General features: G+C 51.9%; 11 protein-coding genes. 4 read left to right on the top strand and 7 right to left on the bottom strand.

Going from position 1 to position 16,730, the window contains the following annotated elements:
• Positions 1 to 193: 193 nt before the first annotated feature.
• Genes JW814_00950 through JW814_00960 form a run of 3 tightly spaced genes read right to left on the bottom strand, consistent with a single transcriptional unit; the run spans position 194 to position 5,663 of the window.
• A complete protein-coding gene (locus tag JW814_00950) occupies positions 194 to 2,632 on the bottom strand; it encodes a butyrate kinase (protein ID MBN2069994.1) in 2,439 nt (812 codons plus the stop codon).
• Positions 2,633 to 2,655: 23 nt separating this feature from the next.
• Complete coding sequence (locus tag JW814_00955) at positions 2,656 to 3,798, bottom strand: acetoin utilization protein AcuC (protein MBN2069995.1); 1,143 nt, start codon at positions 3,796 to 3,798, stop codon at positions 2,656 to 2,658.
• Positions 3,798 to 5,663 (bottom strand): GNAT family N-acetyltransferase, encoded by a 1,866-nt coding sequence (locus tag JW814_00960; GenBank protein ID MBN2069996.1) that lies wholly within the window; start codon positions 5,661 to 5,663, stop codon positions 3,798 to 3,800. The genes JW814_00955 and JW814_00960 overlap by 1 nt, the downstream gene beginning before the upstream one ends.
• A gap of 212 nt (positions 5,664 to 5,875) precedes the next feature.
• On the opposite strand from JW814_00960, the gene JW814_00965 reads away from it, so the two are divergent.
• Together JW814_00965 and JW814_00970 are read left to right on the top strand one after the other, a co-directional pair.
• Positions 5,876 to 6,811, top strand: a complete 936-nt coding sequence (locus JW814_00965) for a radical SAM protein (protein MBN2069997.1) — start codon at positions 5,876 to 5,878, stop codon at positions 6,809 to 6,811.
• 116 nt (positions 6,812 to 6,927) lie between these two features.
• Positions 6,928 to 8,688, top strand: coding sequence for a hypothetical protein (locus tag JW814_00970; GenBank protein ID MBN2069998.1), 1,761 nt, complete (start codon positions 6,928 to 6,930; stop codon positions 8,686 to 8,688).
• A gap of 12 nt (positions 8,689 to 8,700) precedes the next feature.
• Here the strand turns inward: JW814_00970 and JW814_00975 are convergent, their stop codons facing one another.
• The 3 genes from JW814_00975 to JW814_00985 are packed head-to-tail and all read right to left on the bottom strand — an operon-like array spanning position 8,701 to position 12,130.
• On the bottom strand, positions 8,701 to 9,963 hold the full coding sequence (locus JW814_00975; protein ID MBN2069999.1) for an ABC transporter permease: 1,263 nt from the start codon (positions 9,961 to 9,963) through the stop codon (positions 8,701 to 8,703).
• Positions 9,956 to 11,209 carry an ABC transporter permease gene (locus JW814_00980; GenBank protein ID MBN2070000.1) on the bottom strand — a complete coding sequence of 418 codons (1,254 nt, stop codon included), beginning with the start codon at positions 11,207 to 11,209 and terminating at the stop codon, positions 9,956 to 9,958. Before JW814_00980 ends, JW814_00975 begins: the two co-directional genes overlap by 8 nt.
• Before the next feature lie 3 nt (positions 11,210 to 11,212).
• Positions 11,213 to 12,130: an ABC transporter ATP-binding protein gene (locus tag JW814_00985; protein MBN2070001.1), complete on the bottom strand. Its 918-nt coding sequence runs from the start codon at positions 12,128 to 12,130 to the stop codon at positions 11,213 to 11,215.
• 211 nt (positions 12,131 to 12,341) lie between these two features.
• On the opposite strand from JW814_00985, the gene JW814_00990 reads away from it, so the two are divergent.
• The gene (locus JW814_00990) at positions 12,342 to 14,438 is read left to right on the top strand and encodes a S9 family peptidase (protein MBN2070002.1); all 2,097 of its coding nucleotides are present in this window, start codon (positions 12,342 to 12,344) and stop codon (positions 14,436 to 14,438) included.
• Between the two features lie 266 nt (positions 14,439 to 14,704).
• Here JW814_00990 and JW814_00995 read toward each other — a convergent pair whose 3' ends face one another.
• On the bottom strand, positions 14,705 to 15,592 hold the full coding sequence (locus tag JW814_00995) for a PhzF family phenazine biosynthesis protein (protein ID MBN2070003.1): 888 nt from the start codon (positions 15,590 to 15,592) through the stop codon (positions 14,705 to 14,707).
• Between the two features lie 393 nt (positions 15,593 to 15,985).
• Here JW814_00995 and JW814_01000 point away from each other — a divergent pair, with 393 nt between their 5' ends.
• On the top strand, positions 15,986 to 16,492 hold the full coding sequence (locus JW814_01000; protein MBN2070004.1) for a peptidyl-prolyl cis-trans isomerase: 507 nt from the start codon (positions 15,986 to 15,988) through the stop codon (positions 16,490 to 16,492).
• The last annotated feature ends 238 nt before the right edge of the window (positions 16,493 to 16,730 follow it).

Below are 16,730 nucleotides of genomic sequence, written 5' to 3' on the forward strand. Positions count from 1 at the left end.
TTACTTTGATCGCTTAAACACAAAAGAAAAGCATCCTTTACGGGACGAATGCCTTTCCCGCGTCCGACACTGGAGTGTATCATATATTGGAATATTTTTCAATCGTTTATGCGCTGGATAGAGCCCACCACGGGCGGAGTGAAAGCCCGGTATGATGGCGGCATGGGGACAGGACCTCGATCCCTCGAGGGAATCAATCCCTCAGCCTGATATCGCCCTGTCTCATCGCTATCAGGGAGGCGAGACAGATCGAAGCGAGCTTTGACCTGGCCGAATCCCCCCTGGAAGTAAGGACTATCGGGACACCGGCTCCTACTATCGCGCCGCCGAGATAAGCGCCGGAAGATACCGTCAGCGATTTGTAGACGACATTTCCAGCCTCGATATCAGGCATGAGCAGGATATCGGCGTTGCCGCGTATCTGGCCCGGGTACCTTTTTTCCATGGCCGAATGGGGAGACATCGCCACATCGAGAGAGAGAGGGCCCTCGACGATGCAATCGGTCCGACCCTTGTACTCTTCAGAGAGTTCAGCTGCAAGCATCGAGGACTCAACGCTCGGGCTGGCGACTTCGACTGCCGATATTACAGCGACCTTCGGGACGGTTATATTGAGATATCCCGCGACGACAAGAGCGTTCTCGAGGATCTTCTTCTTTATATTCTGGCTGGGGCTCGGAATCAGAGCGGCATCGGTGACCATGAGAAGTTTCGGATAGCTCGGTATCTGAAATATCCCGACATGGCTGTATATATTCCCTTTTTTTATCCGCCCGCTTTTCTTCAGGTACTGCAGCGCCGCGCCCATGATCTCGGAAGTCTTCACTCCACCCTTCATGAGAAAATCGGCCGCGCCGCTGTCGAGCAGATCGACCGACTTCTGCACCGGATCATTGGAATCGACAATGGTATAGTTATCGCCGTCTACCTTTATGTCGTAATCCCACGCGATCCTGTTGATCTCGTAGTAGTCTCCCACAAGGAGAAATTTAGCCACGGGATAGTGGCCTTCCTCATTCGCCTGCTTCGCCGCGGCGATCGCTTCCTCGTTTTCAGCCCCGACGATCGCGATCCTCGGAGTATGGTATTTAGCGACCAGCGCCCTTGTAAGATAGATGACTTCGTCAAGACTGGTGACCGGAGCGTTCTCTTTCTTTCTCAGATGCGGCTGAGCGAAGATCTCGGTTTCAAAAAGATCCTCTTCATACTCCCTGAATTTGTTCAGCCTGTCGCGCTCCTCCACATAATCCTTGAGCGTCTCGGGCCTGAATCTCGCCCTCAGGAATCCAGCCATCAGCGCTTCGTTCTCAAGCGACCCCGGGACGATGACGACCGGAAAGTACGGAAGAAGTTTTCTCTTGATAGCACCGGTGAATTCCGAAGACCTCGCCAGGCCGCCGGTGAGGATGACGAAGTCGACCGAACCCTCGACCGCGGAAAGTTTCATGACCGCTCCGGCAATATTCCGCGCCATAAAGTCGATGACGAGATCTATCTTCTCCCTCTGCTGATCGAGCGCGCCGGTGTTCCTGAAGTGCAGAAGGGCCTTGAAATCATTAGTCCCGGCAAGATCTATCAGGCCGCCCTTGCGAAACAGATATTCCTTCAGTTCCGGGATACTGATCTCCCTCTGGTCGTACGCTTCAATCAGAAGGTCAAGCGGTATGTTACCGCACCTGTTGGCGCTCGGCACTCCCGAAAAAGCGTTTTCAAGATCGCAGACATCCCCGTCGCTGTGCCTCATCACCGACATGCCGCCGCCCATATGCGCTCCGACGGTAGTCAGATCCCTGTCGAGCTTTCCCAGTATCGAACAGGCAAGCCTGTGCACGGCGTTCTGATTCAGATAGTGGCCGCCACTGCCGCTCCTCAGGAGTTTTCTTATCCCGGTGAGCCTTGCTCCCGTGCTCATCTCATCCGAACCGACAGGATCGGTCGTCGTGACAAGCAGATCCTGGCCACCGTTGAATCTCTCCCTGATCTTCAATCCGATCGGTATCGCCATGTTGGACGCGTGATTTATCTTTGCCAGGTCCAGATCATGGACCATTCTTTCGTTGACCGAATACGTTCCGGTAGGAACAGGCCTGACGAATCCTCCCCTGCATGCTATTCCGGTAAGGTCTCCCCTGCCGATTCCGCGAGATTCGATCCACTCAATTATCGATGAAGTCCGCGCGTCTATACTGTCCTTGAAATCGGGAGGGATATGGACTTCGTCCTCGCCCTCGAGGACCAGTCCCCTGAAAAGCGCCAGTTTCGTCGATGTCGAACCGGGATTCACGCAGAGTACCCGTTCACCCGCCGCCTCTGCCGGTATCTCCTTGAGTCCGTACAGAAATGAGATGATAGTCTCGGTCCCATGCTCTGATGAAAGGATGAAACCGACCAGGCGTGAAAAAATATTTCCCCAGACCTCTTCCCATTCTTCTATAAGATATGGAGGTTTCGATATGCAGACTATCCTGCTTATCAGGTCTATAAGGCCTCTTTCCGTCGTCACCCCGTTGTAATGGACGGTATTGATCGACTCGAGGATCTCTCTTTCGAGTTCGGGAAATCCCCCGATCTTTTTGATGATGTTTACAAGTGAATTCAATTCCGCTTCAACGACGCTGAGTTCGAGATCCATATTGGCCTTCCATCCTGCTCCTGTTAAAGAAACTTCCTTATATTCTCCCTGTACCAGGAGATCAGCCGGTCCGCATTCTCGACCATCCTGTCCCTGGCAGGTCCACTGGTAAAGATCCTCATATCTCTGAGATCAGAACCGCTGATCGAGGAATCTCCAAGAAATACTCCTCCAAGCGCTCCGCCATACCCGTCATCGAGTCCGATCCCCGAAAGTTCCGCCCAGAGAAGTGTCCAGCCCCTGACGACATCGTTCATGTTGTATCCGCCGCCGCCTGTCGCGACGATAGCGGGAAACCTGTCATGCAGAGCTGAAACAGCTTCGATATAACCATTGTTCGTCAACCTCAGATGAGTCAACGGATCTGTCGCTACCGAATCGATCCCGAACTGTCCGACGATTATTTCAGGTCCGAACAGGCCGAGAGCGTCGAGAGCTATCTCCCTGAAAAGAAAATTGAAGATATCGTCATCAGCGTCGATATCGAGGGGAATATTGATATTGAATCCTTCGCCCCGGCCGCTTCCCGTCTCTTTCTCCGATCCACCCCAGGGAAAAAGAGTCTTGCCCGATTCATGGATCGAGATCGTAAGGACTTCGGGATCGGAGTAGAACGCCTCCTGGACCCCATCTCCGTGATGAGCGTCGATATCGACGTACGCTACCCTCTTCCCCAGTCTTTTAAGTTCCTTTATCGCGATAACGATATCATTGACGTAACAGAACCCCGATGCCCTGTCGCTGTGGGCATGATGGAATCCTCCCGTCGGATTGAAAGCGGCTCCCGCCCCATCGGCCACATACCTCGCCGCCCTCAGGGTCGCCGTTGCCGCCATCGTCGAAAAATCATAGACTCCCTTGAACACCGGGTTTTCCATCGTTCCGAGCCCGTGATAGATCATATCTATCTCGATATCGAGCCCGCTGTCCGCCTTTTTGAGCATCTCAATGTACTCTTTCGTATGAAAGGTCTCAAGAACCCCCGGTTCCGCTTCGGCGAATTCGTCGATAATTATCCCCTCACCCGAAAAAAGCCCTCTCTCCCTGCACATCTCGAATACTTTCGTCAGTCTTTCCGGTTTGAATGGATGATCGGGAGTAAACTGATACGCGCCCATCCGCGCCGGGTTCATGAAGACTGCCTTGATCTTTCCTTCAGGCGCCATCACTTCCGATCCTCCGAAAAAGCCACATATACCGTGTACGATCCGTCATCGAGCTTTGTCCTGACCGGATAGCCGCATTTGTGAAAGACGTCGAGCATCTTCCTGTTCTGGGAGAGGACCTCGGCCTTGAATCCTTCCAGACCCCGCTCCCTGGCGATATCGACCAGTTTTTTCATAAGGAATGAACCTATGCCCCGCCGCTGCCAGTCATCGCGCACGACGAAAGCGACTTCCGCCACGTTATCGGAAGGATCCATTTTAAATCCGCCTATCGCTATCATCTCTTCGTTGCCCGCTTCGCCGAGGAGGCCTACGATCGATATCTCCTCGCGAAAATCTATATTGACCATCGGCTGGACCTTCTCGTGGGGCATCGCCTTGATCCTGTTGAAAAACCTGAAATACATGGATTCATCGCTGAGGGAGTAAAAAAACTCCCGCTGAAGCGCCTCATCGGTCGGTTTCACCGGCCTGAAAAATATCTTCGCCCCTTCGAATACACGGGCTTCCTCGTACTGTTCCGGGTAGACGCTTCCCGGGATCGACATTGTCATCTGGTCCATGTGGACCAGGTTGCGTTTTTTCGCGTAGTCGAGGAGTTCATCGCGAAAAGCGGGATGGGCGATGCTTATCAGCGCCAGGGCCCTTTCCCTCAGGTTCTGGCCGTGCAGATTGACGATTCCGAATTCCGTCGCTATGTAGTGTACGTCTCCTCTCGACGTCACCACTCCCGCCCCCTGGTCGAGGAATGGCACTATTCTCGATACCGTATCGCCTTTGGCCGTTGAAGGTATCACGATGACCGGTTTACCCCCCTTCGACCTGGCGGCGCCACGTACGAAATCGACCTGCCCCCCTATCCCCGAATAAAAATACTCTCCTATCGAATCGGCGCAGACCTGGCCGGTCAGATCCACCTGGATAGCGCCGTTCACCGAGATCATCTTGTCATTCTTCGCTATTATGAAAGGATCGTTCGTGTAATCGCACGGATGGAACTCGATCAGAGGATTATCGTCGATAAAATCATAGAGCCGTTGCGATCCCATGCAGAAGGTCGCTATTATCTTTCCGTTATGAATCGTCTTTTTCCTGTTGGTGATCACTCCCGACTCGACGAGATCGATAATGCCATCTGAGAACATCTCGGTATGTATACCAAGATCTCTCTTGTTCTCTAGAAAGGAGAGGATGGCGTTCGGGATCATCCCGATCCCTGTCTGTATCGTGGCTCCATCCGTTATAAGCCTGGCGACATTTCGCCCGATCTTTTCCGCTACTTCATCGACTTCGGGTGGAGTCCACGTCAGCAGAGGCATATCGCTCTCGATGATATAATCGATATCGTTGATATGGATAAAACAGTCGCCAAGCGCCCTCGGCATCTGCCTGTTGACTTCGGCGATGACCATCGAGGCTCCTTCGGCTCCCGCTTTCACTACATCGACCGAGACCCCGAGAGAGCAGAATCCGTAATTGTCAGGTGGTGCCACCTGGATAAAGGCCACGTCGATCTTCGGCCTGCCCGAACGGATCAACGCGGGCAGTTCTGAAAGAAATATCGGAGTATATTCAGCCCTTCCCTCATTTACCGCGTCCCTGACGTTGGCGCCTATAAAGAACGCGTTCTGTTTGAACGGTCCTCTCATCACCGCTTCGGCGTATGGGGAAGTCCCGAGTTCTATAAGATTGATCGTCTCGTGATCGGGGATCTGTGTCCCCTTTTCGATCAGCATCTTTATCAACCTCTGGGGTTCAGCGGCTCCCGACCCGATGAATATCCTGCTTCCCGCCTTGATGATCTTCAGGATCTCATCTATCGACTTGACCTTGCTTTCGTATTCTTTTGAACGATTATAGACCACGACCAACCTCCTCCCGCAGGAACCTCGCGGGACCGGGACACGACAGAACACTGTTATGATAATGAGACTGAGCGAATATTCAAGTAATACCGGAGATTTAGTGAAAAAAAAGAGCTTTTTCCAACAATGACTGGAAATATCCTCTTTTTTTCCGTAAATTCAAGTCGGACAGCTCGAAATTCCCGTTGCTTCGATCAGGAAAGGAAGACCCGGTGGGCAGGATATTCGGACCGGTAGCGTCAAGAAGGCTTGGCCGTTCCCTTGGAATCGACGTCATCCCATACAAGACATGCAGTTTCGACTGCGTCTATTGCGAATGCGGCAAGACGACCGATCTTAGATGCGACCGGGCGGAATTCTTTCCCTTTGACTCGATCGTCACCGAATTCCGCCAGCGGATAGCCACTATCGACGATAAGCCGGATGTGATCACCTTCTCCGGGGCCGGTGAACCGACTCTTTACAGCAGGCTGGGGGAACTGATCGAAGAGGTAAAAAAGACCTGCGATATCCCTGTCGCCGTCCTGACGAACAGCTCACTGATGGGAAGAGAGGATGTAAGAGAGGAACTTCTGAAAGCGGATATCATCCTGCCCTCACTTGATTCGGCAATTAAAGAAAGTTTTCTGAAGATAAACCGTCCACATCCCGATGCGGCTCTCGAGTCGATAATAAAAGGACTGGGGATATTTCTCAGTCAGTTTACCGGAGAAGTGAATGTCGAGATCCTCCTGATAGAGGGAATCAACTCCAGCGAGGATGAACTCAAGGCTGTCAGATCGGTCCTCGACTCCGTCCGCTACGATTCGATACAGCTCAATACAGCGGTCAGGCCGGGGACACTTGAAGAGATCGAACCGATAGGAAGGGAAAAGCTTGAAGAAATCAGGGATTTTTTCGGAGACAGGTGCGAGATCGTCGCCAGCACGCCTGCCAGAGCGGCCCATGAAAAGGCGATATCGGAAAGCCTGATCCTAAAAATAGTCGAAAGGAGGCCCTCGACCGCCGAGGACCTGCATATCGCCCTCGGGTTTCCTCTTCAGCAGCTCGTCAAGCACCTCCATATCATGAAAGCGAAGGGACTGCTTTCGATCGATCGTAAAAATGGCCTTGTCTTTTATACCGCGACTGACAGGGCCTCATCCTGAAAACCTTTCTCCACCAAAAAAAACCATCTTTTTATGATAAAAACATTATCGAAACGCGATCAAACCTTTTAAATTGATAGTGTGTGATAAACATAGGTCAGACAAAGGAATCAGAGATGACTGCCAACACCGAAGTTTACCGTCCGCGTCTTCTGATCGTATTTCTTCTACCTCTTCTCTTTCTTGCCGCGTGCAGCGACTCCACGACGAATCCATTTACTCCTCCCGAGGTAGAACCGTCATGGAGTTTCATGACTCATTCGAGAAACTTCAGATCAATATGGAGTTTTTCAGCTGATGATATATATGCTGCCGGAGAAAAAGGGGTCATAATCCACTTCACCGGAAGCATCTGGGAAACAATGAAAAGCGGCACGACGCTGCCCGTTGAAGCGATGTGGGGTTCTTCTCCGGACAATCTGATAGCGGTAGGAGGATCAGGACTGGCGATCCGCTGGGATGGTTCGGAATGGAAGAATATCTCCCCCGGCATATCGAATGACCTGAACGCGATCTGGGGATCTTCGCCGGAAAATGTCTACGCGGTCGGAGATAACGGGACTATTATCCATTATGACGGTTCATCCTGGAAGAATATCCTGCTGGAAGGTCTTTCCGCCGATCTTTACGGGATATGGGGATCATCCGCGGAAGATATTCATGTCGTCGGCGATTACGGCACGATATATCACTACAACGGAATCGCGTGGTCCCCCCGGGAAGGCGCGGCCCAGAGGATGCTCAGGGCTGTCTGGGGAAGCGGCGCCAGCGATATACACGCGGTTGGACTCTACGGCCAGATTGTCCACTTCAATGGAGAGGGATGGACAGGTGTCGACAGCGGCACATATGAGGATATAACTTCCATAGCGGGAACAGGTCCTGATAATATCTTCGCTTCATGCGACCATGGGATCCTGCTCAGATTCAACGGGATCTCCTGGTCGACCGTATACTCGACCATAACCGAAAAACTTCACGGTATTACCGCGGTCTCAGAAGAGGAGTTCTACGCCGCCGGGTACCTGGGAACGGTCCTCCACTATACGGGATCGCTATGGGGCGAGATCCCTGACGCCTTCTCGCAGCACCTTTTCAGCATCTGGGCTGGGGCTGAAGATCAGGCTTACGCGGCGGGGATGAAAGGAGCTTTGCTAAGTCTTGATGACGGCCGATGGAATATGATCCCGAACACTACTGTCAATTCGCTCAATGCCGTCTGGGGTAACCCTGGCGACGAAGTCTATATTACCGGGTTCGGCGGAACAATGATCAGGTACGACGGGCTGGAATGGATATCGGAACCGGTATCCGACCAGATAGAACTTAACAGCCTGTCGGGAACCTATTCAGGAGAGATCTTCGGAGCAGGCTGGTTCGGACAGATAATGCATTACGACGGCCTGTCGTGGAACGGGATGGACAGCGGGACCGAGGCGATACTCAGGGGTATCTGGGCCGCTTCGCCCGACGACGTATGGGCCGTGGGCAGCCTTGGAAAGATACTTCATTATACAAATGGAGAATGGATAGATATGTCGGGCGTGACCGATTTTCTCCTTTGTGGAATATGGGGCTCGGCGTGGAACAATATCTTCGCCGTAGGATATCTCGGCGAGATCATCCATTATAACGGGGTCGAGTGGAGCAGGATGGAAAGCAACACCAACAGGCAGCTTTACGCGGTGTGGGGAACGGCCTGGAACGACGTCTTCGCCGTGGGGCAGGAAGGTGTGATCATGCATTACGACGGATCAGAATGGCAGGCGCACCACAGGATAACGGCAGCTACGCTGAGATCCGTATGGGGCACCGGACCTGAAGATGTGTACGCCGTGGGTTCGAACGGGACGATCCTTCACTACTCGGCCGAATGACTCCGGGGCAGATCATTTTCCATGCATCTCCCACCTGAGGTTCCTCGAAGCAACGGATATGAAGACCAGTCCGAAAAGGGTAAGAACCATGATATGCCCCATTACCGATGGCAGAGTATAGCCGAATGAGATCAGCTTGTGTATCCCGTCCATGGCCCATCCGGTAGGAAGGAAATAAGCGATCATCCTGAACGGCCTCGATACCACTTCAAGAGGCCACCAGCATCCTCCAAGAGCCGACAGGATCAGGGTGAAAGTAACGGCAACACCTGTCATCTGGTCGGGATTCCTGAAGAGGGCTCCGAAAAGGATGGAAAGGGAGCCGCAGCAGAAGGCGAAGGCGAGCATCAAGAGGACCAGCGCCACTATATCGTCACCGATGGAGATATGGAACAGGAACTTCCCTATAAGCAGAAGGACCGCTATCTGGATCGAACTGACCATCATCCTTCCCAGAAGTTTTCCCGTAACAACCTCTTTTTTGCCGGCCAGGGTCATCCCCATCCTTCTGAGCAGCCCTGAATTCCTCTCCTCCGTTATCACTATTCCGCTGAAGACCATTCCCATCAGGACGAACATGACAAGATTGCCCGGGACAGAACTCTGGAAACCGACGGGTATCTTTCTTTTCCTTCCGGCGTTCTCCGACTCGACAGTGACAAGCTGTGGAATTGACAGGATCGAATCGATACGCTGTTCAATGACAGAGCCCTCGCCCTCGGTATTATCCGTTACGTCAAGGAGGTCTCCAAAAAGCGTATCCCCTCTTATTCCGAAATACCCCGTCTCCCGCTCGACGTATTCGCTTTCGACCTCGACGATCGACGACACCATCCTTATGATCCCCCGGTATATGGCTACCGAGGCAAACTCACCGGCTTCGGCATTCGAACCTTCATCCTTTCTCAGAAGGAGCCTCGTGCGTTCGCGGGCCATGATATTCTTCGAAAAATCTTCCGGAATTACCAGGGTACGTACCGGATCGCTGTCAGGGGAAAGGGAATCAGAATCGACTATGTACAGGTTCTCCTCTCCCAGCGCCCCGATAAGGTCTTTCGAGAGGAAGCCGATGTCGTTGTTTTCTATGGTCAGATGAGCCCTCGGTTCAGGGGGGCCTCCTCCCCTGTTGATCTGCCCAAAGACGAACATGAAGGAAAGCGGCATCAGGAATATCCAGAAGAGTGCCGATTTATCCTTCCATGTCAGCCTGAAATCGCACGCGGCAATCGACGCCATCAGTCGAAACGACATCATCCTGCCTGCTTTATTACCCATTTCGGAATCTCCTGCCGAAAAGGTACGACCCGGGCAACAGCGTAGCTATCCCCGTCGAGGCCATTATCATAAGATTGAGAGCTATGTCGCCAGTGCCCGCCCCTGTCAGAAATATCATCTTGAATCCGTCGTTAGCCCAGAAGACGGGGGAAAACCGGCCGATCTTTCCCATCAACGCTCCCATCTGCTCGATCGGGATCATCGATCCTCCGAAGAGAGCCATGACGATTATCAGGACAGACATGATCGCGTCGGCTGCTCTCGCGCTTTTGATCATGCCGAAAAAGAAGGTCATGATCCCCGTGATCATCAGCATCGTTACCAGGAGTTGCAGGGCGAGGGCAAGAGGATCCCCGAGGTCTATCCTGAAAGCGAACTTCGACACGAGCAGTAGAATAATAGAGGCCGTAAAGGTGACAACGTAGACTGCCAGGACTTTGCCCCCGACGACCTCGGCCGCGACGGTCGGAGAAGAAAGAATCCTCGCGAGGGTCCCGCTTTCCTTCTCCCTGACGATATCCCTCAGCATGATGTTGCTTGTAAAGAGCAGACCCATCATAAGTGAACCTGACATCACAAAGGCAAAGACGTTAAAGATGCTGCTTTTTCCATCACTGTCTCCTTCACCGGCGGTTTCTCCGGCAAGCGTCACAAGCGAATCCGCCAGATACCCTTTGGACAGAAGTATCCCCGTTCTCGCTTCATCGAGAAGTGATTGTAGCCTGTCAGCTGAAGGCCACCTGTCGCTCTCGAAAAGATCTTTCGCGTTCAGGAGCGGCCGGTCGAAGACGTTTCTCAACGCGCCGATCATCACAGCCATAGTTTCCGTGATCTCCCTGACTATGACCGGAAGAAATCTTTCGGAAGGATTTTTTACGACCCTGATCGACACCTCTTCCCGGTCGAGTATCATCCTGGTGAAATTTTCAGGTATGACTATCATCGCCGATGCCTTGCCCTCGCTCATCAGATCCTCGCCCTCGGCGAGCGCGACCGTCTCGATATCGAGCATCTCGGAAAGCCTGTCTTCGGATAGTCCCTGTCTTATGAACCTGCTCATGATACCGTTATCAAGATCCACCAGAAGCACTTTGATCACGGGAAGCCTGTTATCCCCCGACCGGCCGAATACCAGGCCTATCATCAGGGTCATTACGAGGGGGATACACATCATCAGAAGGATCGCGCCCGGATTCTTCAGGCGCCTTTTGAACTCATTGCCGCAAATACAGAGGATCTTTCTCATCTGTCAATCCCTCAGTTCCCTGCCGGTCAATTTGAGGAAAACGCTCTGAAGGTCCGGTTCCCTCACGGAGACCGATTCTATCCCGATCCCTGAAGAGAAAAAGTGATTGAGGACGCTCCCTATCGTATCCCTTTCGGCCACCATGAATCTTAACCGCCCCTCTTCGAGATGGTCGATCCTCGCCCCTCCGGGAAGGGATTCTATCTGCTCGGGCCGGAAACTGCCCGTCACCGTCACCACATCTTCTTCACCGGCCAGCCTTGTCAGTTCCTTGAGCGTTCCCTCGGCATGTATTCTGCCATTGTCTATTATTGCGATCCGGTCGCAAAGGGTCTCCGCTTCTTCGAGATAATGCGTCGTATATATTATCGTCGTTCCTCTCTCTGCCTCTTTCCTGACTATTTCGAGAAGATTCAACCGGGCCTGGGGATCGATTCCCAGGGTCGGTTCATCGAGAAGAATGATCCTGGGACGGTGAAGAAGCCCGGCGCACAGATTGATCCTCCGTTTCATTCCTCCTGAATATTCGCCGACCGGGTCGTTTCCCCTTTCGATCAACCCCACCATTTCGAGGACTCTCTCCGTCTCGTCTTTCAACCTTTTCCCTGAAAGCCCGTAAAGACTTCCCCAGAAATGAAGGTTTTCCCTTCCCGAAAGTTCTTCATAAAGAGCGATTTCCTGCGGAATCACTCCCATCAGGGCCCTTACCTCCCTGCTGCCGCTCGACAGGTCCATCCCGGCGATCCTGACAGAACCGGCGTCCGGCCTTACCAGGCCGGAAAGCATTGAGATCGTGGTCGTTTTACCCGCGCCGTTAGGCCCGAGAAATCCGAAGATCTCCCCTTCTTTCACATTGAAACTGATACCATCGACAGCCTTCACGCTGCCGAAATATTTTTTAATCCCGTTTACTTCGATCATCAGTCCCCTCCATCAGGGATATGTTCCGTGATCAAAACCGATATTGCTTCAAGGACCTTCGCGACGCTCATGAATAAACTTACATAACAGATACTGCTGTTCAAGAGATATTACGGCTTCTTATCTTAAAAGTTGCCTTGCGCAACTCTTTCATTTACAATACCGCTGCGAACGGTAAAGCATCAATTCACACAATGAAAGGGAGAATTCCATGACTTTTTCCAGATCGATCCGCTTTCTTCTGGCGATGACGGCATTTCTCGCCGCACCCCTGTCAATATCCGCCGCGGGACAGTTCGACCACCCGGTAACGGACAGTCCGAGGGCCATTACCTTCGACGACCTCATCTCCATGGGCCGGATCGGAAGCTACGAAGTCTCACCTGACGGAGAGATGATAGCATTCACCGTCTCATGGTACGACAAGGATGACAACTCATCCAATACCGATATCTATCTCGTTGCGGTCAAAGGGGGAGAACCCTGGCCATTCGCTCGAAGCGAGGGCGACGATTATTCACCGAAATGGTCCCCGGACGGAAAAAATATCGCTTTCATCTCAGACAGGGACGGAAGTTCACAGATATGGATAATTCCGGTCGGTGGTGGCGAAGGGCACAGGATAACAGATATCCCCACGGGGGCATCCGATCCGGTATGGGCCCCCGATGGCAAGACGATAGCTTTCAATTCGAATGTCTACCCCGATTGCCCCGACATGGACTGCAACAGGGAACGACTTGAAAAGGACCGCTCAAGCAATGTGAGAGCGAGGCTCATAGACCATCTCCTTTTCCGCCACTGGAATCACTGGCGTAACGGAAGATGGAGCCATCTGTTCCTCGTCGATCTCGAGGGAGGCGATCCGGTCGAGATCAACAAGGGGAGGACCGACGTACCTCCCATCTCACTTGGAGGAGAACAGGACTACTCCTTCTCACCGGACGGGAAGGAACTCTGCTTCTCGATGAATCCCGATCCGGTCGTCGCTATCTCGACGAATAACGACCTCTACATAATGGATATCACGTCGGGGAAGACGAAACAGATCACTGCCCATAACCTCTCCAACGACAACGATCCGCGCTATTCTCCGGACGGAAGATATATCGCTTACCGCGCCCAGATGAGGCCGGGATTTGAAGCGGACCGTTTTCGACTGATGCTCTACGACCGGAAAAAATCCGAGACAATTGTCCTGACGGAGGATTTCGATTACAGCGTCAGCCATTTTACCTGGGCTCCGGACAGCAGGACGATCTGGTTCAACGCACAGGACAGGGGGCGCTATTGTATATGTAAAGTTACGACAAAGGGAGATGACGCGGAAAAGATATTTACTGGAAATTATGACTCGAATATACGGATCACTCCCGATGGAAAGACCCTGATCGTACTGAGGCAGAGCGTCGACCATCCAGCCGACCTTTTCTCCATTTCGATCAAAAGCAAAAAATCAACGAGACTGACTGATATCAACGCGAAGATCCTCGCTGATATAGAAATGAATCCTCTTGAAGAATTCTGGTTCAAGGGAGCCGCCGGAAGAGATGTCCATGGATTGATAGTAAAACCGCCTTTCTTTGAGGAAGGGAAGAAATACCCCATGATCCTGCTTATCCACGGCGGTCCGCAGGGTGCTTTCGGGGATGATTTCCACTTCAGGTGGAACATCCAGATGTTCGCCTCTCCCGGATACGTCGTGGCAACGATCAATTTCACCGGGAGCACGGGATATGGACAGGGATTCACCGACGCGATAAGCGGTGACTGGGGCGGCGCTCCATATACTGACATCATGAACGGGATGGATTATATCCTCACCGATGACAAATACAGTTATATCGACAAAGACAGGATCGGGGCCGCGGGAGCGTCGTATGGAGGCTACATGATAGACTGGATCGAGGGTCATACAGACCGTTTCAAGTGCCTCGTCTCCCATGCCGGTGTCTACAATCTTGAAAGCATGTACGGGGCGACAGAGGAATTGTGGTTCCCCGAGTGGGAATTCAAAGGGATGCCATGGACGAACCCGGAGACATATTCGATCTTTTCTCCCCACAGATTCGTATCGGAATTCAGGACACCGTGCCTTGTAGTTCATGGCGAACATGATTACAGGGTCCCGTATACGCAGGGGCTGGAGTTTTTTACCGCCCTGCAGAGACAGGGTATCGAATCCAGACTGCTCTTTTTCCCCGATGAGGATCACTTCGTCCGCAAGCCGCAGAACGCCGAGTTATGGTGGAATACGCTGATCGAGTGGTTCGATGAACATCTCAAGGAAGAAGCGGTGAACGACTGATGATCGTCCCCGGCGCTGAAAGGCCCGGTGGATGATATTGGAAATAAGGTGTCTGCGGTGATCCCCCCGGAAGAACTCTGCAGGCACCTTATTTATTAAAAACCGGAAAAGAAATCCAATGAAAGGGTCACGCGGGCCACCTCCTCAGAAACTTTTCCGGTAAAATCAGGCGGAATTTCTTGCAGAACTACTGATTAGAAACACGAACCCGACCATTAACCGGCCTTATTATATCACAACTCCCGGGAATTACAAAACCTTTTCCTCTACGGGATCAAAATACTCCCTTCTCCGACATGAACTACATTGCCGGAGACCTTCACCGCGTGCACCATACCTCTATCGCAATCGACATCTACCTCAAGCAGCGAGGCCCTGTTCATCTCCTTGCCCTGCTCAATAACGAGTTTAAGATTGGGAGGGAACTTGAAGATCCTGGCGAGATAACCGCCAAGAGCACCGGCGGCTGATCCTGTAGCGGGATCCTCCGGCACGGCAAGAGAGGGAGCAAAAAAGCGGGCGTGCACATTTATCTTTTTCCCTTCTTTTCTTGAAAAGATATATATGCCATTCACCTTGTGCCTATCCATTACACTGACTGCTTCTTCAATATTGAGTTTACAGGAGCTTACCACCTCACTGTCCCGGACCTCTACTATCAGAAAAGCCATTCCGTTCGAGACTACCCCTCCCCCAAGCAGGTCGAAACCTTTCACGCCGACTGCCCTTGCCGCCTGTCCCCTGTTCTGGAGCGCCGATCCGAATTCCGGGACAGGCTGATGCATCGTCAGTTTTGTCTCTTTCGCCGTCGATTTCGCCACATCGACCGTTATCGTACCGACATCAAGCTCAAGATTGAGTGTTGACGGTTTTTTGCCCTTTTTCTTTTTTATGAGTACGAAAGCAGTGCCGAGAGTCGGATGCCCTGCAAAAGGGATCTCCTCGGCGGGAGTGAAGATCCTGACCTTCGCTTCGGCGTCGCTGGTTTTTGCGGCAAAAACAAAAGTAGTCTCGGAAAAATTGATCTCTCTAGCGATCTGCTGCATCTGGACTTTGGTCAATTTTCCCGGATTGGGAAATACAGCAAGCTGGTTGCCCCTGAATGGCTTATCTGTAAATACGTCCACGTGCTCATAAACGAGTTTTCGGATCATACTCCATCCCTTGAATGGGGAATTCTGCGGGTACTTTCAGTGCCATGGTATCAAAATATCGTAATCGCTGAAAAGGAAAAAAGACTCTTTTTCTTCAAATAGACGCTGAATCTTCCCGGCAGAGTTTCCTGATCGATCATAAAATGCTCCCTGTATCTTCAATTATTTTGGGGTTTATGACGATAAATCAAAGTTTTCCGGGTTTTTCCCTTTATATTTCCCTGATGAATCCATATACTCCTGAAGACATAAACAGCCAGACTTCGGGTTTAAACGGGAGGTGCATCCCTGATGAAGTTAAAAAATCCGGTCGGCCTTGTTCTCCTGCTCGCGCTGATAATGAACATCGCCGCCACCGCTCCAGCTTTTGCCGAGAAAGGGCAGAAAAACCCAATGGTATATTTCAAAACAAACCTTGGAAACTTTACTGTCGAGCTTTACGAAAAAGAAGCTCCCGTGACGGTCAATAATTTTCTCCACTACGTGGATCATAAGTTCTATAACGGATTGATCTTTCACCGGATCATCGACGGATTCATGATCCAGGGCGGCGGATTCAGCCCCGATATGGTCCAGAAATCGCCCAGCCCGCCAATCGAGAATGAAGCGACCAATGGACTTAAAAACCTCAAATACACTATCGCGATGGCAAGGACGGGGGTCGTCAACAGCGCGACTTCGCAGTTCTTCATCAATGTGCAGGACAATCCCGCTCTTGATCATAAAGACACGTCGCAGAGAGGTTTCGGATATTGCGTCTTTGGAAAAGTGGTCGAGGGAATGGATGTCATCGACAAGATCAAGGTAGTAAAGACAACGACAAAGGGAAGTTATGGAGATGTGCCGGTAAAACCGGTCATAATCAAATCGGTAACGAAGATCGCCAGCGAAGAAGGTTAGGCTTCCCGGTTCTTTGGCGGGGGAGGATCTCGTATGAAGATCCTCCCCCGTTTTTTCGCCCCCCCAAGTCCCCGCAGGCAGCAACCCCCACAGCCTGAAAGGGAAAATATTTCCTCAGGGAAAGCCCATAATCGATACGTTGATCACCCGACCGGGCCCGGCTAAGATACCCTCGTCAGTAACACGTTGAATCAATATCTGTTACAAACTGCGCCCCTGCTCTTCCATTACGACTTTT

The organism is Candidatus Krumholzibacteriota bacterium (assembly GCA_016932415.1).
GTDB lineage: Bacteria > Krumholzibacteriota > Krumholzibacteriia > Krumholzibacteriales > Krumholzibacteriaceae > Krumholzibacterium.

Excerpts from the sequence above, each read along its gene's own strand:
- JW814_00970 (MBN2069998.1), top strand. The coding sequence starts at position 6,928 with ATGACTGCCAACACCGAAGTTTACCGTCCGCGTCTTCTGATCGTATTT.
- JW814_00985 (MBN2070001.1), bottom strand. The coding sequence starts at position 12,130 with ATGATCGAAGTAAACGGGATTAAAAAATATTTCGGCAGCGTGAAGGCT.
- JW814_00980 (MBN2070000.1), bottom strand. The coding sequence starts at position 11,209 with ATGAGAAAGATCCTCTGTATTTGCGGCAATGAGTTCAAAAGGCGCCTG.
- JW814_00950 (MBN2069994.1), bottom strand. The coding sequence starts at position 2,632 with ATGGATCTCGAACTCAGCGTCGTTGAAGCGGAATTGAATTCACTTGTA.
- JW814_00975 (MBN2069999.1), bottom strand. The coding sequence starts at position 9,963 with ATGGGTAATAAAGCAGGCAGGATGATGTCGTTTCGACTGATGGCGTCG.
- JW814_01000 (MBN2070004.1), top strand. The coding sequence starts at position 15,986 with ATGGTATATTTCAAAACAAACCTTGGAAACTTTACTGTCGAGCTTTAC.
- JW814_00990 (MBN2070002.1), top strand. The coding sequence starts at position 12,342 with ATGACTTTTTCCAGATCGATCCGCTTTCTTCTGGCGATGACGGCATTT.
- JW814_00955 (MBN2069995.1), bottom strand. The coding sequence starts at position 3,798 with ATGGCGCCTGAAGGAAAGATCAAGGCAGTCTTCATGAACCCGGCGCGG.
- JW814_00995 (MBN2070003.1), bottom strand. The coding sequence starts at position 15,592 with ATGATCCGAAAACTCGTTTATGAGCACGTGGACGTATTTACAGATAAG.